Here is an 18,561-nt window from a genome sequence, read left to right on the forward strand (position 1 = left end):
ATGTTTATTTTTGTGGCTACATTTTTCTTTTTTCCCTCAGCGACTATTTTATGGATACGGTAAAGAGTGTGCGTGCGTACATCAGAGAGCGATTGACCCCTGTGGTGGGTGAGCAGGAGGTGCAGCAATTTGTCCGCCTGATTTTTGAACACCTGCGCGGCTACAGTTGGACCGAGCTCCTGCTGAAGGGAGAGGAGCCGCTGCAGCCGGAAGAAAGCGACTTTGTGGAAGAGGTCGTGGCGCGCCTGCAGCGGCACGAGCCGCTGCAGTATGTGCTGGGAAGCACGGAGTTTCTGGGTCTTCAACTGGACGTGGGTCCCGGGGTGCTGATTCCTCGTCCCGAAACAGAGGAGTTGGTACAGTGGATTTTGGAGGAACACGGGGAACGAAGGCTGCGGCTTTTGGAGGTGGGGACAGGCAGTGGCTGTATTCCCATTGCGCTGAAGCACGCACGCCCCCGGTGGGAAGTCGCCGCCTGGGACGTGTCGGAAATCGCCATTGAGCAGGCCCGCGGGAATGCCCGGAAAAACAATGTGGAGGTGACTTTTCGACAGCAGGATGTGTTGACTTATCAGGCCGAGAAAGCGCGTTGGGAGGTGGTGGTGAGCAATCCTCCTTATGTGACCCACAAGGAGGCCGCTTTGATGGATGCCAATGTGCTGCAGTATGAGCCGCATTTGGCGCTTTTTGTGGCCGATCACGATCCGCTCTTGTTTTACCGCTGCATAGCGCAGGTGGCGCTGCAGGAGCTGGTGCCTGGAGGTCGCCTTTACTTCGAAATTAATGAGGCCTATGGTGCCGAGACAACAGCCCTGCTTACAAGTATGGGTTTTGTGGCCTTGAGTCTGCGGAAGGACCTGTCGGGGCGCGATCGGATGCTTCGGGCGCAGAAACCCTGAGTGCTTAAATCGCCTCTTGGTTGGGGGCCTGTTCGTTCTCCAGGAAGCTGCTGCTCATGTGCTGCACCTCCTCGAAAAAACTTTCGAATTGTTGCGTGAGGATCTCGTAATGGTCCTGGATTTGCACCACGGCCCAGCCGCCATGGTCGGGCAGGGAAGAATAGTGCGCCATAATTTGGAGGGTGCGTTCCACGCCTTGGAGACTGCGGTAGTGTTCCATGCGGCGACTCTTAATGAGGAAGGGCAGAAATTGTTTTACGGGGCGTGGCAAAATAAAGTAATGCTGCAACAAGGTGTGGTGCGCTGCCGACACAAAGCGATGCAGCGATTGGGTGGCATGGCGGCTCCAGTTCAAGGCCAGCAAATGGTCGTACACAATGTCGATCACCACGCCTGCATAGCGGCCGTAGTAGGGCTTAAAAAGGCTTGCACTCTCCCTGGTCAGCGGGTGGGCATCCATAAAGCTGTCGATTTGGCGGTGCAGCAAAATGCCTTTCTGTACATCCGGTGCAAAGCGCTGGTAGCGGCGCCCCTTTACATGGTCGCCAATGAAATTGCCCACCCTGACTTCTTCGTTGGGGCCCGACAGGTATAAGTGCGCCAGATAGTTCATAAGTCCTGAATGTACAAAAAAAACCAGTCGCTCCCAAAAAAGGAAGCGACCGGTTCACTCGACTCTCTCTCAATTTTTATCCTCTTACAGGGTAACCCCTGTTTTAAATATCGCAATTTCTTTGAAGCCGCTTTTCTCGTGCTGCAGTTTTTCTCCACTGGCTACAGCACATACAAAGGCGATGAATTCTTCGAGCAGTGCGTCCATATCTTTCCCTTCCAGTAACCGACCGGCATTGAAATCGATCCAATTGCGCTTTTTGTTGAATAAGCTGCTGTTTGTAGATATTTTCATGGTCGGCACAAAGCTTCCGAAGGGTGTGCCCCTTCCGGTGGTAAAGAGGACCAGCTGACAGCCGCTGAAGCCCAGGGCCGATGCTGCCACCAGGTCATTGCCCGGCGCAGAAAGCAGGTTCAGGCCGTTCTTTTTCAAGGGCTCGGCGTATTGCAGTACATCTACCACCGTAGCTGTGCCCCCCTTTTGGGTACAACCCAGCGATTTGTCCTCCAAAGTGGAAATACCCCCGTCCTTATTTCCCGGTGAAGGATTCTCGTAAATGGGCAACTGGTGCCTGTTGTAGTAGTCCTTGAAGTCGTTGATCAGGTGCACCGTTTTTTCAAACACTTCCTGATTTTGGGCCCGCTCCATTAAGCGGGTTTCTGCACCAAACATTTCCGGCACCTCAGTCAGGATGGTGGTGCCCCCCTGGGCCACCAAGAAGTCGGAGAATACGCCCACCAGGGGATTGGCTGTGATGCCCGAGAAGCCATCCGAGCCGCCACACTTGAGTCCCACTTTCAACTCCGAAAGCGGCAGCGCTTCACGCCGGTCGGTACGCATCAGGGCATAAATTTCCTTCAACATGGCCAGACCCGCTTCCACCTCGTCTTCTACGTCCTGGGCCACCAGGTAACGGATGCGTTGCTCGTCGTACGAACCAATGAACTTTTTGAGGTGGGCAATCTGGTTGTTTTCGCAGCCCAGGCCGATGACCAGCACGCCGCCGGCGTTGGGATGGTTGATGAGGTCGGCCAGTGCTTTTTGGGTGTTCACATGGTCGTCGCCCAGCTGTGAGCAGCCGTAACTGTGCTTGAATACTTCTACGGCATCAATATCGTCGGGCTGCATTTCCTGCTTAAACCGATCTACAATTTGCTGGGCCTGACCGTTGACGCAACCCACGGTAGGAACTATCCAGAGCTCGTTGCGAATGCCGGTTTTTCCGTTGCTGCGACGATAGCCCTGAAAAGTCAGGTCCCGCTTTTCGAAGCGAGGGCCATGCAGCTTTTGCTCAAAAGTGTAGGACAGGTTGTCGTGCAGATTCGTCTTCAGGTTGTGGGTGTGTACGTGACTGCCTGTTGCTATGTCGCTCAGCGCATGGCCAATGGCTGCGCCGTATTTTATGATGTTTTCCCCTGCTTTGAGGTCCCTGAGCGCCACTTTGTGGCCCACCGGCACGTCGTTCAGCAGACTCAAACGGAAGGGGCCCACTTCCACTTGCTGGCCAGCTTTGGCGGCTTCGAGGCAGACCGCCACATTGTCGTCGGGGTGAATCAATAAAAATTTTGACATGGTGTTGTGTTTATGGGGTGTTACGACATTTGCATCAATGGGTTGTTCTTATGCAGGACTGCTTTTACTGCCTTGCGCATGCCCACTTGCTGAATAAGGAAGAGGTAATGGCTGACCGAAATGGTGAGGTTGGGCACTTCATTGAGGTCGCGTTTCCAAACTTTTTCGAGGCGCAGTACTTTCTCTACCAGCTGGTAAATTGAAATGGGGCGACCGTCGCATTCGGCCCAGGCTTCTTTATAGAAATCCATGATCCATTTATCGTCCTGTATCTGGTAATGTTGGCCGTTGGCCTCTCCTTTAAAATAGGCAATCATAGCCGCCAGCGAAAAAACCAGTTTTTGAGGCAGCATGCCGTTGTTTTCGTAGTAGTGGAGCAGACTGGGCAGGTTGCGGGTTTCCCATTTGCTCATGGCATTGAGTGCAATGCTTTGCCATTGGTGACGGATGTAGGGATTGCGGAAGCGCTCCAGAATTTTCTTGGCAAAGGTTTTCAACTCCTTGTCCGGTCCGTCCAATACCGGCAGCACCTCATCGTAAACCAAATCGCGCATAAATTCTCCGGTCTCCAGGTTCTCAAAGGCTTCGCGAACGGTATCTATGCCGCTCAAAAAGGAAACGGCGTAGCTTCCGGTGTGACAGCCGTTGAGTACCTGCACCTTTTGCTCGCGGTAGCGGGTCATGTCCTTTACAAACTTAACATCCAAGCCCGCTTTTTTCGCCGGAAATTCTTTTTCGACCCACTCGGGCGCTTCGATTACCCAAAAGTGGAAGTATTCCCCTACTACGACCAGCTTGTCCTCAAAGCCCAATTCTTCCTGAATGGCCTGGATGTCGTCTTTGGGGAAGCCCGGTACAATGCGATCGACCAGCGTGTTGCAAAAGCAGCAGGCGTTTTCAATCCAATCGAGGAAGTCTGCTTCCAGTTCCCATTTGCGCGCATGCTGCAGCACGTACTTCTTCAGAATGTCCCCGTTGCGGTCGATGAGTTCGCAGGGGAAGAAAATCAGGCCCTTGGAAGGGTCGCCCTGGAAAGCCTTATAGCGTTGATGTAAGAGCGCTGTTACTTTTCCCGGAAAAGAGTTTTGGGGCTTCATGTCCAGGCGGTCGTTCTCGTCCCACGATATGCCCGCCTCGGTGGTGTTGGAAACCACAAAGCGCAGCTCGGAATTGAGAATGGCGCTTTGGTATTGTTCGTAGTGGGTGTAAGGATTGATCCCTTTGTTGATGCAGTCGATGAGACTGTATTCCTGTATGGGCTCGCCATCCTTAATGCCCTTGAGGTAAACATGGTAAAGGCCATCCTGGTCGTTAAGCATATCTACCATGCCATTGGCCAGGGGTTGAACCACATCGATTCCGCTGTTGAAGTCGATCTCCTGGTTCATCTTATTCACAATCCAGTCGGTAAAGGCGCGTAGGAAATTGCCCTCTCCAAATTGCAGGATTCTACTGGGATAGGATTTGGCCTGACTGGCTGTCTCGCGGTTCAGTTTCATGGTTCTTGTGGTTTGTGGTTGAGATGATTGCTGCGGTTTGTTTGGGTACCGTGTGTTTTACCGTTACCGAAAACGGTTTTGTTGCTTGTTGGTGATTTTGGGGTGTAAGGCTTTGGTTGAGTGCTTTCTGTGCTTCATTTCGTCGCTGCAAAGATAGGGTGGATTTATGGATAATGGAAGCTTTATCCGTGTGTTTTTTGTGCTTTAATGATTTTTAAATATTGAGAATTGTCTATTTATCTACAAATAAGGTAATTGCGTAAACACGAGTGTTTCGTTAACGAACACGGTGGAGGTCTATTTTTATGTTGTAAAACAGCAAGGCCCCCTGCCTGAGGCAGGAGGGCCTTGTATAAAATAGGACCTGAGGATAAAGAGGCGCCCAGCCTGCTTTATTCCTCAGGTCTTCGTAACAGACCATTTATGAATATTCCGGGCTAAATGGAGAGGATATCTATAAGCTCTAATTGCTTAGGGGGCAGCGGTTTCTTGTTCTTCAAGGCCTGATTAAAGGGCACATAAACAATTTCTCCGTTCACCATTCCAATCATTACGCTTTTTTGGTCGTCGAGTAAGGCCTCAATGGCCGATACGCCCATACGAGAAGCCATTACCCGGTCCATACCGCTGGGCGATCCGCCCCTTTGGATGTGTCCCAGTATGGTCACCCGGGCATCGTAATCGGGATGCTCCTTATTGACCCTTTCTGCAATTTTGATGGCTCCGCCGCTGAGTTTGTCGCCCTCGGCCACCAGCACAATACTTGACGATTTTTGCTTCTTGAAGCTGTTTTTGAGAAAATCGTCGAGCTTTTTATAGCCGGTGTTGATTTCAGGAACCAAAACGGTTTCGGCTCCGGAGGCAATGGCGCTGCTTAGGGCCAGGAAGCCGGCATCGCGGCCCATTACCTCAATAAAGAAGAGGCGGCTGTGGGCACTGGCGGTGTCACGGATTTTGTCAACGGCCTCCACCACGGTGTTTAAAGCCGTGTCGTAACCAATGGTGTAGTCGGTGCCATAAAGGTCGTTGTCGATGGTTCCCGGAATGCCCACAATAGGGATGTTGTGCTCGCCACTGAAAACTCTGGCTCCGGTAAAGGTGCCGTCTCCTCCGATAACCACCAGGGCGTCAATTTTATTCTTTTTGAGGTTGTCGTAGGCTATTTGTCGCCCTTCCGGGGTGAGAAATTGCTTGCTGCGGGCCGACTTTAAAATGGTGCCGCCTTGTTGAATGATGTTGCTGACCGACTGCGAATCCATAGGTACCAGATTGTTGTCAATCAGTCCCTGGTAGCCTCTGATGCTGCCCATAACTTCGAGTTTGTTGAAGATGGCGCCGCGAACGGCTGCCCGTATGGCTGCATTCATCCCAGGGGCATCGCCGCCCGAAGTCAGAATCGCAATTTTCTTTATTGGACTCATGGTATAAAATTTAAGTTGTTTGCTGAATCAACAAACAATCCCTGTTTGTGTTACGGAAAGCGGGTGAAAAGTGCTGCCGTAGCGGCAGCTACCTGTTCCATCAGCCACTGGGGCGTAGAGGTAGCACCACAAATCCCTATGGAAGCCGGAAGTGGCTCAAACCAGGGCTTTTGCAGTTCTTCAGGTGACGAAATGAAGAAGGTTCTGGGATTGTTTGCACGGCAGACTTCGAAAAGAACCTTTCCGTTGCTGCTTTCTTTCCCGGCTACAAAAATAAGCAGATCGTGCTTATTTGCAAATTTTTTTAAATGTGGAACACGATTCCCCACCTGGGCACAGATGGTTCGGTGACTCTTCAGCAAGTCCGGATGCTCCAGGTGCTCGCGCAAAGCCGCTTCTATTTGCTCCAGTCCTGAACGACTCATGGTGGTTTGCGAAAACAGTACGGTTTTTTTATGCCGGTCCACCACCTTTACCTCCTCGGGAAACTGAAGCACCAGTGCTTCGTTGTTGGTTTGGCCAAGCAAGCCTGCCACTTCGGCATGCCCCTTTTTCCCGTAAATAAGCACCTGACCTCCTTCGGCCTTCATTTCTTCCCAGGCCTTATGTACTCTTTCCTGGAGCTTGCGTACAACGGGACAGGTGGCATCAATGAGTTGGCGACCTTCCCGTTTTACTTGTTGGTAGGAGGAGGGTGGCTCTCCATGGGCTCTAAAGAGCAGGGTTTGTGCTTTGTCCTCCGGCAGCTTGTCGAGTTGGGTCGAATGTAGCCCCAGTTGTTTGAGGCGCTTAAATTCTTCCTCGTTGTGTACGATGGCACCAATACTGGTGAGGCCACCGCCTTGCGCCAGATGTTCCTCGGCCAGTTTTACGGCGCGTGAAACGCCAAAACAAAAACCCGATTTTTGGTCAATTTCGATATGGGGGCCTTGTGCAGTGGTCATACGGCCCAAGATCTGTCTTTCAACTGTTTCATTACCCAAGCCAATTGTGCCTGGCGGTCGAGCCGACTGTTGTCGAGCACCAAAGCGTCGTCGGCTTTGCGCAGGGGGCTTTCGGCACGGGTGCTGTCGATGTGGTCGCGAGACTTTACATTTTCGAGTACGGCTTCGAAACTGACTTTTTCGCCCTTGGCCCGCATTTCGTCGTAGCGCCGTTGTGCGCGAATTTCGGGGGAGGCGGTCATGAACAGCTTCAAGTCGGCCTGCGGAAAAACCACGGTACCAATATCTCGGCCGTCGAGTACCACCCCACCATTTTTTCCCATCTCCTGTTGCAGTTCCACCATACGTTTTCGAACAAAGGCCAGGGCACTGACCTCGCTGACTTTAGTGCTGACTTCCAGGCTGCGGATGCGGTCTTCGACCAATTCCTGGTTGAGCCAGGTTTCTACCTGTCCGCTTTCCTTGTCTTTGCGCAAGACGATCTGTATGTGGGGCAGTGCTTTTTCGAGTTCGGTAACCAGCAGGCCATTTGGGCCGTAGAGGCCCTGTTCAATGGCGTAGAGCGTTACGGCACGGTACATGGCGCCGGTATCGATGTAGGTCAGTCCGAAAGCCTGGGCCAGATCTTTGGCGACAGTGCTTTTGCCACAGGAAGAGTGACCGTCAATGGCTATGGTAATTTTTTGTAAGTCTTTTGGCATAATGATCAGCGGTACGAATGCAGGTTGGTGGTAATGGAAAAATGATTGGAGGTGCCGCCCAAATGGTAGCGGGCCGAACCGTAGGCAAAATGGAAATGGGCAATGCGAAAACCAAAACCCCAGGACAATCCCGTAGTGGAGGCCTTGTTGTTCATTTTGAGTTCGGAGCGTCGCCGCGGATTAAAACCTCCGGCGACATAAAAGTTGTCGGACGGCACAAACTCTACGCCCAGCACAAAGTGTTTGATGACTTTGTCAAAATTGCTGTCTTCCTCCTGGTGCATGGTGGTGCCACTTTCGGACGACTCGGGCAGGGTATAGCTGAGTGAGCCGGAAAAGAGGTCCTGGGCCGTAAGGGAAACACGAAAGGGGGCGTGGGCCAGTTTTTGCGAGATACCCAGTTGTATATAGCCGGGTAGGGATTCGGTGGGGGCCGAGCTGTAGGAGGTAAACTGACGACCAAAATTCCGGTAAACCAGTCCCCCGTTAAACAAGCCATCGTCGCTGCGATAAAATACCCCGGCATCTGCAGCCAGTCCCCACGACTTATAGGCTTCCAGTCGACTGAATACCGGTTTAAGCGACAGGCCTGCGGTCCACCGCGCACTAAGGGGGCGACTGTAAGTCGCCTGAATCACGGTCTCCCCGGCATTGAAATAGCCCGTGCGGGTCCCGTCGATTTCTGCCGCAATAAAGTCGCCGTAAGCGGTGTGCTGAAAGCCCAGGGCCATGGTGCCTATGCCTTCAAAGTGCCAGGCAAGGCCGCCAAAGCCATAATTGATTCCGGCCATGTAGTTGACGTAGCTAAGGGAGACTTGCCGGGTATGCACGGAATCGAGTACGGCAGGATTGTGCTGCAGAATACTCAGATTGCGATCGTGCAGGCCGGCCTGCGAGCCGCCCAGAGCAGTGACCCTGGCCGATTGCGTCAGGTGGAGCAGTCCGTACAGACTTTCCCCGCCTCTTTGTGCCGAACTCCACTGACTTATAAAAAGGAGCACCAGCAGCCAGCCGTATTTTTTTAAGAGTCTCCCCACGCCTTTTGTCTTGATGATATTTAAAGGTCAAAAATAAGCTTTCCTTGTCATTCGACCATAGTCTCAACGCTTTTATTGGCGGTAATGTTGCTTCAGTCCCTCCACCACCTTCAGTACAGCTGGACAAACCAGGGTGTTTTTGTAGCTCAGTTTTAGGAGCTGATAAAAGCGTTTGCGGTCGGTATGCGGGTACTCCCTGCAAGCCCGCGGGCGGTCTTCGTACACCATGCAATAATTGTCGCCCATTAAAAAGGGGCAGGGGGTTTCTCTGAAAACGTAATCCCCTTCCTCGTCCACTTTTAAATAGGTCTCCACTACCTGTGAGGGCTTCATTTTTAAGCGCCTGGCCAAGCGATCGATGTCGCGGTCGATGAGCAGGGGACTGGTTGTTTTGCAGCAGTTGGCACAGGTCAGGCAGTCGATGTGCGCAAAGGCCTCGTGATGCAGGTCCAGCGTTACCTGGTCGAGATCGGCCGGTTTGCGTTTGCGCAGTTTCTCTAAAAACTGCTTGTTTTCCCTGGCCTGATTTTTTGCCTGTTCCTTGAAACGATCTAAATCCACGTCATGTTATTTGTCGGTGCAGCATTAGCCGGAGGCTAAAATAAAGTTTTTTTAGCAGTCGCCTTGTTGTGATTACTTAAAAGTTTTTCTAACTTCATATTTATCTGTTGCAACTGCCGGGAGGGGTGAATTGTTATCCAGGGCTTACAAAAATGCATAATTCTGCTATCTTTGTTTGTTTATTCCGGTCCGATGCCATGGTGTATGGCGCGAGCAAGAACTAATAATTTGGGAACAACGCAAGTTCTGTTATGACAAAGCACATTGATTTAAATGCGTATCTGAAGCGGCACTTTGGTTTTGATACCTTTAAGGGCAATCAGGAAGACATTATCCGCAATGTATTGGCGGGTAACGATACTTTTGTCCTTATGCCGACCGGTGGGGGGAAATCGCTTTGCTACCAGTTGCCGGCCCTTATCTTAGAGGGTACGGCCATTGTTATTTCGCCGCTGATTGCCCTGATGAAGAACCAGGTGGATGCCATGCGGGCTTTTAGCGAAGAGGAGGGCGTGGCCCATTTCCTGAATTCCTCGCTGACCAAAGCCGCTGTTACCCAGGTGAAGGAGGATGTGCTGTCGGGCAAGACCCGCCTTTTGTATGTAGCACCGGAATCCCTGACCAAGGAGGACAATATTCAGTTTCTGAAACAGGTTAAGATATCCTTTTACGCCGTAGATGAGGCCCACTGTATTTCGGAGTGGGGGCATGATTTTCGTCCCGAATACCGGCGCATCAGGCCCATTATTAATGAAATTGGGGAGGCCCCCGTTATAGCGCTTACCGCAACGGCAACACCCAAGGTGCAGCACGACATTCAAAAGACTCTGGGTATGTTGCAGGCCCACGTGTTTAAGTCGTCCTTTAACCGGCCCAATCTTTATTACGAAGTGCGGCCCAAGGTCAATGCTTCGCGTGAAATCATTCGCATTTTAAAGGACAGTCCCGGCAAGTCGGCCATCATTTACTGTCTGAGTCGCAAAAAGGTGGAGGAGTTGGCCGAAATGCTCGTGGTGAACGGCATCAAGGCCCTGGCCTACCATGCGGGCATGGATGCTTCTACCCGTTCGGGCAACCAGGATAAATTTTTGCATGAGGAGGTAGATGTTATTGTAGCCACCATTGCCTTTGGGATGGGTATCGATAAGCCCGATGTTCGCATAGTGATGCACTACGACATCCCCAAGAGTCTCGAAGGTTATTACCAGGAGACCGGTCGCGCCGGTCGCGATGGCGGCGAAGGACGCTGCATCGCTTTTTACAGTTACAAAGACATTCAAAAGCTCGAGAAGTTTATGCAGGGTAAGCCCCTGGCCGAGCAGGAAATTGGTCGCCAGTTGCTGTTCGAGACGGTGGCTTATGCCGAAACCTCCCTTTGTCGACGCAAACTGCTCTTGCACTATTTCGGGGAGCAGTTTAAGGAAGACAACTGCGACTCGTGCGACAACTGTCTGCACCCTAAGGAGCAATTTGAGGGACAGGAAGCGATTGTGAAAATGTTGCAGGTGGTTGCGGCCATTAAGGAGAAATTTAAGGCCGACCATGTGGTCGATGTGCTGGTGGGCAAAGCCACTACTTCGGTGAAGGCCTACACCCACGAAGAGCTCGATGTGTTTGGGGTGGGTAAGGACGAGGATGCCAAGTATTGGAATGCCGTTATCCGTCACAGTCTGGTAGAGGGACTCATCATCAAAGAAATTGAGAACTACGGTTTGCTGCGCATCAGTGAAAAGGGACAGGCCTATCAGAAGGAGCCCTACCCCATTTGGTTGACCCGCAATCACGATTACGATGAGCTGGAGGAGGAGAATCGCTCCGGAGCCACTACGGCGGCTGTCGATCCCCAGCTCTTTACGATGCTGAAGGATTTACGCAGGAAGATTGCCAAAAAGATGAACCTGCCGCCTTTCGTTATTTTTCAGGATCCTTCGCTCGAGGCCATGTCGACTTACTATCCGGTTACTATGGATGAGTTGCAGAATATGCCGGGTGTGGGGGCCGGAAAGGCCAAGCGTTTTGGTGCCGAGTTTCTGAAGCTGATTGAGCAGCATGTGTCCGACAATGAGCTGGATCGCCCCATTGATTTGGTGGTGAAATCGGTGGCCAATAAATCGAAGTTGAAGATCTCCATCATACAGAGCATCGACCGCAAGGTGCCGCTCGACGACATTGCCGAAAGCAAAGGCATAGAGATGAACGATTTGCTGAAGGAGCTGGAGTCCATCGTTTACAGCGGGACGCGTGTAAACATCGATTACCATATTGATCAGGTGATGGATGAGGACCACCGCGACGATATCTTCCTTTATTTCAAGGAGGACGCCGAGACCGATGATATAGCCACCGCTCTGGAGGAGTTGGGTGAGGACGAGTACGCTGAGGAGGATGTGCGCATGGTGCGCATAAAATTCATTTCTGAGGTGGGCAACTGATCAAAAGCGCTTGCGCAGCTGCAGCTTTATTTCTCTGTTTTTGTCGCCCCGGATTTCGGCGTAGCCGCTGCCGATGCTTTCGCGTCCGGGATAGTGCCAACGGCTGAAACGCAGCCAAAGGTCGAGCCCCTTTAGCGGGGTCCATTTTCCCAGAACGACCAAACGATTGCCCTTGCCGTAATGGGCAGGCGTACTCATGCTGTACAGCACGTCGGGCTCATAGGCAAAAATGCGGGTGGCGTACTCTTCCGCATCAAAGACGGCATAGCGCAGTGTAGCATTCCATTTTTTGCTGTTGGAAGTATAGCGCAGGTCCTGCGACAGAAAGAAGCCTGGAGCCAATCGGTCCGCGCCACTTTTCTGCACCGTTTGCCAGTCGCCCCTCAGGGTCAGCATCCAATTATTGCCCGGTGTAAAGCGACTCTGCCAGCGCAGCTGATTTTGATTCTGTTCCCCCAGGACCGTTTCCGGCTCCTCACTTTCCCGGTCCACACCCTTTGTGCGGTGTCTGAAACGCAGCGTGTTTTCCCAGTCGCTGCTCGTCTGGTGGTGCAGCGTCAGCAGCAGGTCAAAGCCTTTTGCCGGTCCACTTACCCCATAGCGGGCTGCCCTATGGCTGTAAGCATCGAGGTAGCCCGAAGCGGTTAAAGCAGCGGGCAGCGGCAGTTCGAGACCGACGTAGAATCCGGTTTCGCCGGCGGGGACGGAGGCCTCGCTCAGGGCCCCACCCAGGGGGGCATAATAATCGAGCGGAAAGTGGCGAAATCCCAGTGCCAGCTCTGCCGTTTGTTTCAGCAGACTTTGCAGGCCGGCCCACAGGGCGGGATGGCTACTTTCATTGAAGGCCGTTTCTGCAAACCAATGCATGTTGGCCACGCTGCCCGAACCGGCCAGCCAAAAGTTGTGCGTGCTTTTGCCCTGCCAGTAATGTTGATTGTAGGTCGTGGGCAGTGCCTGTAGCGGGTGTTCCAGCTGGTAGTGCAGCAGACCCGCTTCCAGTGTCATCCGGGGCAGCAGGTATTTGCCGGTGAGTCCCACCACCCACTCCTCCGTATTCTTTCTTTGGGCCCGCTCGGTTTCCGTACGGTGGTAGCCGTCGGACTTTAAGCTGCGCAGCACCACCCCGTCTTGTTCCAGGGTGTCGAGTCTCCCGTCGCGCTGCACCCGGGAGAAAAAGGGCAGCAGCTGCCAGGCTTCCCCACCCAGATCGACCAGTACGCCCGAGCATCCGCCCCCTTCGTTGACCGACAAGGAGGGTGCGTAAGATGCTTGCCGGTTGCGGATGGAGGTGGTGGCACTGCTTTTGAGCGTGGCATGACCGGTTTGCAGGGCCAGGCCCTGACCGCTGCTCAGTTTGTAGCTGCCCACGATTACTTTTCGGAGGATGTGGTCGGTCTGAAACTGGAGATAGCCCGAAAGGTAATCGGGACCGGGCTGTTGGGTGGTAAAGAGGGGCTCGCCCTGGTCTTTTTCTGCCACGAGGCCCAGCGAGACTTGCTTCAGCGCCTTTATTTCCAGTCGCGTATAAGCCTTGATGGGTGAGCCTTGAAAGGGAATGCTGCCGTCGGGGCGCGCCCGATATCCATTTTGGGTTTGCAGCTGCGATTGTCCCCTGATAAAGAGGTCGGCCTGCGGTCGAAAAGTCTTTTTCGAGGTTTGGGCTTCCCAGTCGAAACGCAGCAGGGGCGCCAACATCTTGAGGCTTGCCGCATCCATGCCTTCGATGGTCTGCATTTCGTAAATAGAATAAAAGGCCTTGTTCTGGAAGCGCTGGAACAATAAGGCTTCGATTTGCAAGTCGCTCAGAAAGAATATTCTTTGCAGCTCCTCCCGTGTGGCGGTATTGATGTTGATGGGGTTTTGGTAAAGATGGAGGAGCTGTTCCATCAGGATCTGTTGTGCCTCCTCGGCACCTTCTTCCATTTCGGCCGCCAGGGCCTCGGCCCATTCGTTCAGGAGTTCTTGGTCGGGCTGCGGTTCAGAGGTCAGGTTTTGGGTGTGGAGACTGGTCGCAAAAAGCAAAAGCAAGAGGAGGGCAGCTGGTCTTTTCATAGGGAAGGTTCTGTTTGGTATAGTGGTAAAAGCAGACATTAGCTGCTGGTCGTTTGTTGGGGTTTATGTGGCAAGCGCCAGGCCAGTCCCACCACCGACGACCAGCCCAGGGCTTGATGGTGTTGCAGTTGAAGGTGGATATAAAAAGCCTGCACTTGTAATTGAGTGCCCAGCGAAAGGCGCAGGGGGGTGCCGGACAGTGCCCCGCGCAGGGCCAGTCGTGGGTGGAGTTCGACCTGCAAAACACCATGAAAACTTGCATCGAAGTCCGCCTCCTTCAGCACACCGACCTCCAGCTCCAGTCCCTCCACCACCCGGTAATTCAGAGCTGCTGCCGTGTAAGACGGCAGCGGATGGTAAGGGTCCTTGTCGCTCCAGTTTTTTTGCAGCGGGTTACAGGTGAAGAAGCCCAGAGAGAGGTCGCGCCGGGGCTGGTATTGCACGCCGGCATCCAGAATAAAAGCGGTACGGGCTTCTTTTTCTTGTTGTCGTTGCACCCAGTAGTTTCCCCGGAGTCCCATCCGCAGCCAGGGGGCCAGAGTACGAGCGGCAGCAAGACTGTAAGTCTCGCCTTGCAGCGGACTGTGCCCGCTGTGCTGAAAGCCGCCGGAGAGCACCAACAGCGAAGTGGGCAGGAGAAAATAGAGGTCTCTGCTGCTGAGTTCCGGCAGTCCATACTTGTTTTGATGAGCCAGAGCCAGGAAGCGGTGTTCACTGTAGGCAGTGCCTGCCGGATTGCCCTGGTGGGCGGGGAGCCCCACCGCTGTGGCGCCCGTGCCGCCCCAATAGGCGGCATGGTCGGACAAGGAGTTCTGTGCGGACAGCAACAGGTGGGGAGCGAGGAGGCCCAGCAAAAGGATGCGCTTGAGTTTAAGTCTTAGCCGTTCAGCCGGGTGCAGCTGGGGGGTAGAATCAGGGTCATGCATGGGTTAAAGGCAAAATAGGGTTGATAGGCAGCAAGTTCCAGCTATTTTTAGAATTATGCAAGATTTTGTTTTGTATATACAGGTAAAGGTTTATTTTTGTAAGTAGTTATTTTTTAACATATTCACCCCGATTCGATATTTTTATATGCGCCTGAACCCCATTGTTTCCAGATTTTTGTTGGTCCAACTTTTGCTTTTGTTTAGTGGAACCACGTTGTTGGCCGGTACAGGGGAGGCTGGGGTTTCGGTTTTGGCAGAGAAGTTGAACCGCTATGTTGACCTGACCTATCCCCAGAAGTTGTTTTTGGCAAGTGATCGGGAGATTTATTTTCAAGGCGATACGCTTTGGTTCAGTGGCTGGTTGACTCAAGCAGCGACGCATGAACCCGATAATTTGGAGCGTATTCTTTATGTCGAGGTGTACGATGCGGCCGATCAGTTGTTGCTCAGGCAGCTTTTTCCCATTGAAAAGGGGCGTGTTAAGGGACAGTTGGCCCTGCCCGATTTGGGCCATCCTGCAACACTAAGCTTACAGGCCTTTACCAATTTTATGCGAAATGCCGGGTCCGACTTTTATTTTAAAAAGGAGATCCTTCTTTTGGGCGGTGAAGAAGGCGCCGGTTCGGCCGCCGGGGGTGTCAGGGCCACCAACTACCGTTTTACATCTGACAAGTCCGTATCTCCTTCTTCCGGCCGGCAACAAAAGGAGCACCTTCCTGTGGTAAGCCTCTTGCCCGAAGGGGGCACCCTGACTGTCGGACTTCCTGCCAGAGTGGCCTTCGTGGCTGTTTCTCCAGGGGGACAGCCGCTTTCGCTCAGTGGCACGCTGGTCGATCAGTCCGACTCCGTTTTGGCCTTTGTTCACAGCGATGCCAGCGGGCGCGGCTTATTCAGTATAAGGCCCGAAGTCGACCAGACCTATGCTTTGTTGTTGAAGGGCCTGGAGGGCCAGTCTACCCGTCATCCCTTGCCCGAAGTGCAGGCCCAGGGTTACGGCCTTCGGGTGGATCACCCCTACAACAGTACGGTAATCCAGGTAAGCATTTTTCGTTCCCCAAAGCAAACCGAAGCCTTGTTGTTGGCGCTCAGTCAACGCGGGCAACTTATTCAGGCCTATGAAATACCCGAAGGAAACAGTCCGCTTGCCTTGTCCATAGACAAGGCACAATTACAGCCTGGGATTGTACAGCTGACCCTTTTTAATGCCCGCTTACAGCCCCAATTGGAACGCCTTGTTTTTATAGCACCCGAAAACCATTTTATCAAGCCCCCCTTGCTGGAGACAGATGGGCAGCGGCTTAAGATTAGCCTGGACCCGGGAAGGGCGGCAGAATCTGCCTTCGATTCCGGCTTTGCTGTCGGACTCAGTTCCCTGGGTCGACAGGAAACTCTTGATACCCTTGAGCTGGATGCCTGGGACATGGAACAATATTTTTACCTGCATTCCGAGTTGCCCGGCCTGGAGCAGGACTGTTCCTACTTTTTTGAAAAGGATTTTGCCTCGCATCGCCAGGCCGACCTGGCGATGATGACCAATGGTTGGCGGCGCTTTAAATGGGAGGAGGTTCTAAAGGGAAGGGTGCCGGAGCTGGAACACCAATTGGAAACCGGCTTCTACCTTTCAGGCTCTGTTAAGCAGTCCATTCGTAACCCTAAGCCCGTGTCGGGTGTGGGTGTAACGTTGATGGGCAGTGGTGCCGGGGTGTTTGCGGGTGCATCCACTACCGAAGAAGATGGTCGTTTTGTGTTTGAGGTGGAGGATTTCGTCGATACCATTGAGGTGGTGGTACAAACCCGGAACACGAAGGGAAAAACGAAAGATTTTCATCTTTCAGTAGACACCAACATGGGTCCTTTGGTCTACGGTCATGTGGTTTCTCCGGCTCTGGCAGTCGGGAGTGATTCCAAGGAAGCGACCGGAGCAAATGGGCGTTTGTCCGGGGAGCAGGAGGCTTACAATGCTTTGGTGCAAGCGCTTAGCTATGAGGAGGAGCGACTGAAAATGCTGCAGGGGGTGGCCGACTCTGGCGATGTGTTGCTCGATGAGGTGGAGATCATCGCCCGAAAGCGTATGTCGCCACTTGAAAAGATGCATGCTCTGTATGGGAAGGAAGATTATGCGGTGGGTGAGGACCGAATGTTGGAGGTGAATGAGGCGGAGGCCTGGAACTTTGGTCTTTTCTCGGTGTTGGAACACATACTTCCTGATTTAAGCCTTATGTCCGGACGCTGGGGTTCCCTTAGGAAAGAGGAGTACCCCGTGATGCCCTTGATGCCGGAGCACATGCTGGCAGTGGACGAGCGTTTGAATCTGGAAGATTTGTATTCTTTTCGTCTGGAAGGTGCGCCCAATACGCGTCTGTATATTTATGTTGACGGCCGACTGTCTGGTTTCACCAACCACAAGGGGCACCTCGATTGGGCCTTGAGCGGCTTGCAAAATCTTTCCTTAAGCAACATCAGCAGTATAGGTGTCATTCGTCGGCCGGCGCGCTCCCCATTGGGGGAGGCCATTGCGGTGCCAAAAATGCCGAATGAATGTTATTGTCCCGACTTCCTCTTGCCCTATTTCGTGAACAACAGTCCCGAAGCCCACCTGCAAGCCAACAGCCTTATTGTTTCGGTGCATACCAAAGACGGGATGGGCCTGGGAAATGCGGAGCGGAACAGTGGCTTGTTTAAAACCCGCTTGCTGGGCTTTACAAAAGCCCGGGAGTTTTATCAGCCCCCGGTAGTGCACAGCAGTTCCCAACAGTTTTTTGCCCCCACTTTATACTGGCATCCCAATTTGACACCGAATGCTGCGGGAGAAATGATCCTCGAGCTCGACGCCTCTCTGCTCCCCGGCGAGTTTCTCCTGAAAATATGGGGCCTAAGCTGCGGGGGACGGCCACTAAGTCGCACTTTTTTTCTGAACAAACAACCTTAAGACTTATGCAAACCAATCCCCAAACCCCTCTCGTTTTCCGGTTTACTGTATGCTGCTGCGCCTGCGCTGTTTTCTTCTTGCTTGCCTGCAAAACAGACTCCGTTAAAGGGAGTGGTTCTGATGAACTTGAAAGGATAGCGCTTTCCGATTTCGAATCAGATGGCTTTACTTCTGTGGAGATTGATATCAGTGATATTTCTATGAACTGCGATGAGTTTGTTGCTGACGTCAGAGTTCTTCCACTGTTGCATGGTGCTGATCAATTACTGCAATCCGTTGACAAAGGACTTGTTTCCGATACCACATTGCTTGTCTTCGACAGAAGGCAGGGTACTGTATTGGTTTGTGATACCTTAGGGCAACATTTAACCATCCTCAAGAATGTGGGGACGGCGCCGGGTCGAAGGGGAATATTGAAATCCTGTAGGGGAGTCCATGGTTGTTAGAGCTAAGGTTTTAATTAGGTATCAGCCGGATTTTTTTCAGGCCTCGACCGGATGGCAGGAGGCCATTTGTTTTATCGAATAATAATTTGATTATGATTCGTTTTCTCGTAAGTGCTTGTAAGTTTTGGATAGTTGTTTCATTGGCTGCGATTTTTTGTGCTTGCACCACCCCAAGATAAGAGAATGAGCTGTCTACAGTGCCAGTTGATTAAAACAGCAATAATGTTGCTATGAGGGCCTCTTCTATTTTAAATGAATATGGAGCTCGTCAAATTAGAAACAAGCCAGGAATGTCTTCTTGGACATTTCTCCTGGCCTGGTTTTGTTCGTGATAAGTATAATATTTTTACCAATGGTAAAGCCCTTTAGGATCGCTTAGGCATCTTTTTTATGTAATTATTTTTTTCTAAAATTTATTTGAATATGAATAGGTATGTGTTGTTTTTTTTAATAGTTACCAGTCTGTTAATTGTACTCAGTATCTTTAATGAGCAAATTGATTTTTTGTTTTTTGCTTCAAAGATATTTG

General features: G+C 52.2%; 14 protein-coding genes. 4 read left to right on the plus strand and 10 right to left on the minus strand.

All coding sequences use genetic code 11. From position 1 onward, the window contains the following. The first annotated feature begins 50 nt into the window (after nt 1–50). The gene (prmC, locus tag B4W65_RS06800) at nt 51–899 is read left to right on the plus strand and encodes a peptide chain release factor N(5)-glutamine methyltransferase (protein WP_088654382.1); all 849 of its coding nucleotides are present in this window, start codon (nt 51–53) and stop codon (nt 897–899) included. Nucleotides 900–903: 4 nt separating this feature from the next. Here prmC and B4W65_RS06805 read toward each other — a convergent pair whose 3' ends face one another. The 8 genes from B4W65_RS06805 to B4W65_RS06840 all read right to left on the minus strand — a co-directional run bounded on the left by B4W65_RS06805 (nt 904) and on the right by B4W65_RS06840 (nt 9,247). After that, entirely contained in the window at nt 904–1,512 is a 609-nt protein-coding gene (locus tag B4W65_RS06805; RefSeq protein WP_088654383.1) for an acyl carrier protein phosphodiesterase, read from the minus strand. An 84-nt stretch (nt 1,513–1,596) separates the two neighbouring features. Continuing rightward, entirely contained in the window at nt 1,597–3,084 is a 1,488-nt protein-coding gene (locus B4W65_RS06810; RefSeq protein WP_088654384.1) for a UxaA family hydrolase, read from the minus strand. Nucleotides 3,085–3,104: 20 nt separating this feature from the next. Further along, complete coding sequence (locus tag B4W65_RS06815; RefSeq protein ID WP_088654385.1) at nt 3,105–4,583, minus strand: tagaturonate reductase; 1,479 nt, start codon at nt 4,581–4,583, stop codon at nt 3,105–3,107. 437 nt (nt 4,584–5,020) lie between these two features. Further along, nucleotides 5,021–6,004 carry a 6-phosphofructokinase gene (gene pfkA / locus B4W65_RS06820; protein WP_088654386.1) on the minus strand — a complete coding sequence of 328 codons (984 nt, stop codon included), beginning with the start codon at nt 6,002–6,004 and terminating at the stop codon, nt 5,021–5,023. Nucleotides 6,005–6,054: 50 nt separating this feature from the next. Continuing rightward, nucleotides 6,055–6,948: a 4-hydroxy-3-methylbut-2-enyl diphosphate reductase gene (locus B4W65_RS06825; RefSeq protein ID WP_088654387.1), complete on the minus strand. Its 894-nt coding sequence runs from the start codon at nt 6,946–6,948 to the stop codon at nt 6,055–6,057. Beyond that, nucleotides 6,945–7,649, minus strand: coding sequence for a (d)CMP kinase (gene cmk / locus B4W65_RS06830; RefSeq protein WP_088654388.1), 705 nt, complete (start codon nt 7,647–7,649; stop codon nt 6,945–6,947). The genes B4W65_RS06825 and cmk overlap by 4 nt, the downstream gene beginning before the upstream one ends. Nucleotides 7,650–7,654: 5 nt before the next feature. Beyond that, a complete protein-coding gene (gene porQ / locus B4W65_RS06835) occupies nt 7,655–8,686 on the minus strand; it encodes a type IX secretion system protein PorQ (protein ID WP_146697735.1) in 1,032 nt (343 codons plus the stop codon). Between the two features lie 72 nt (nt 8,687–8,758). Next, the gene (locus tag B4W65_RS06840) at nt 8,759–9,247 is read right to left on the minus strand and encodes a YkgJ family cysteine cluster protein (protein WP_088654389.1); all 489 of its coding nucleotides are present in this window, start codon (nt 9,245–9,247) and stop codon (nt 8,759–8,761) included. 251 nt (nt 9,248–9,498) lie between these two features. Between B4W65_RS06840 and recQ the strand changes: the two genes are divergently transcribed. Beyond that, entirely contained in the window at nt 9,499–11,679 is a 2,181-nt protein-coding gene (gene recQ / locus B4W65_RS06845) for a DNA helicase RecQ (RefSeq protein WP_088654390.1), read from the plus strand. Here recQ and B4W65_RS06850 read toward each other — a convergent pair whose 3' ends face one another. After that, entirely contained in the window at nt 11,680–13,731 is a 2,052-nt protein-coding gene (locus B4W65_RS06850) for a ComEA family DNA-binding protein (RefSeq protein ID WP_158522795.1), read from the minus strand. It lies immediately after the preceding gene. Nucleotides 13,732–13,769: 38 nt separating this feature from the next. Further along, a complete protein-coding gene (locus B4W65_RS06855) occupies nt 13,770–14,657 on the minus strand; it encodes a hypothetical protein (RefSeq protein WP_088654392.1) in 888 nt (295 codons plus the stop codon). 145 nt (nt 14,658–14,802) lie between these two features. Between B4W65_RS06855 and B4W65_RS06860 the strand changes: the two genes are divergently transcribed. After that, entirely contained in the window at nt 14,803–17,586 is a 2,784-nt protein-coding gene (locus B4W65_RS06860; protein WP_088654393.1) for a hypothetical protein, read from the plus strand. Nucleotides 17,587–17,591: 5 nt separating this feature from the next. After that, nucleotides 17,592–18,032 carry a hypothetical protein gene (locus tag B4W65_RS06865; protein WP_088654394.1) on the plus strand — a complete coding sequence of 147 codons (441 nt, stop codon included), beginning with the start codon at nt 17,592–17,594 and terminating at the stop codon, nt 18,030–18,032. Nucleotides 18,033–18,561: the final 529 nt, after the last annotated feature.

It is taken from the genome of Geofilum rhodophaeum (assembly GCF_002210225.1).
Classification (GTDB): domain Bacteria; phylum Bacteroidota; class Bacteroidia; order Bacteroidales; family Marinilabiliaceae; genus Geofilum; species Geofilum rhodophaeum.

What these genes read in the sequence shown, in the direction of transcription:
- prmC (WP_088654382.1), top strand. Translation starts at nt 51, where the DNA reads ATGGATACGGTAAAGAGTGTGCGTGCGTACATCAGAGAGCGATTGACC.
- B4W65_RS06805 (WP_088654383.1), bottom strand. Translation starts at nt 1,512, where the DNA reads ATGAACTATCTGGCGCACTTATACCTGTCGGGCCCCAACGAAGAAGTC.
- B4W65_RS06810 (WP_088654384.1), bottom strand. Translation starts at nt 3,084, where the DNA reads ATGTCAAAATTTTTATTGATTCACCCCGACGACAATGTGGCGGTCTGC.
- B4W65_RS06815 (WP_088654385.1), bottom strand. Translation starts at nt 4,583, where the DNA reads ATGAAACTGAACCGCGAGACAGCCAGTCAGGCCAAATCCTATCCCAGT.
- pfkA (WP_088654386.1), bottom strand. Translation starts at nt 6,004, where the DNA reads ATGAGTCCAATAAAGAAAATTGCGATTCTGACTTCGGGCGGCGATGCC.
- B4W65_RS06825 (WP_088654387.1), bottom strand. Translation starts at nt 6,948, where the DNA reads ATGACCACTGCACAAGGCCCCCATATCGAAATTGACCAAAAATCGGGT.
- cmk (WP_088654388.1), bottom strand. Translation starts at nt 7,649, where the DNA reads ATGCCAAAAGACTTACAAAAAATTACCATAGCCATTGACGGTCACTCT.
- recQ (WP_088654390.1), top strand. Translation starts at nt 9,499, where the DNA reads ATGACAAAGCACATTGATTTAAATGCGTATCTGAAGCGGCACTTTGGT.
- B4W65_RS06850 (WP_158522795.1), bottom strand. Translation starts at nt 13,731, where the DNA reads ATGAAAAGACCAGCTGCCCTCCTCTTGCTTTTGCTTTTTGCGACCAGT.
- B4W65_RS06855 (WP_088654392.1), bottom strand. Translation starts at nt 14,657, where the DNA reads ATGCATGACCCTGATTCTACCCCCCAGCTGCACCCGGCTGAACGGCTA.
- B4W65_RS06860 (WP_088654393.1), top strand. Translation starts at nt 14,803, where the DNA reads ATGCGCCTGAACCCCATTGTTTCCAGATTTTTGTTGGTCCAACTTTTG.
- B4W65_RS06865 (WP_088654394.1), top strand. Translation starts at nt 17,592, where the DNA reads ATGCAAACCAATCCCCAAACCCCTCTCGTTTTCCGGTTTACTGTATGC.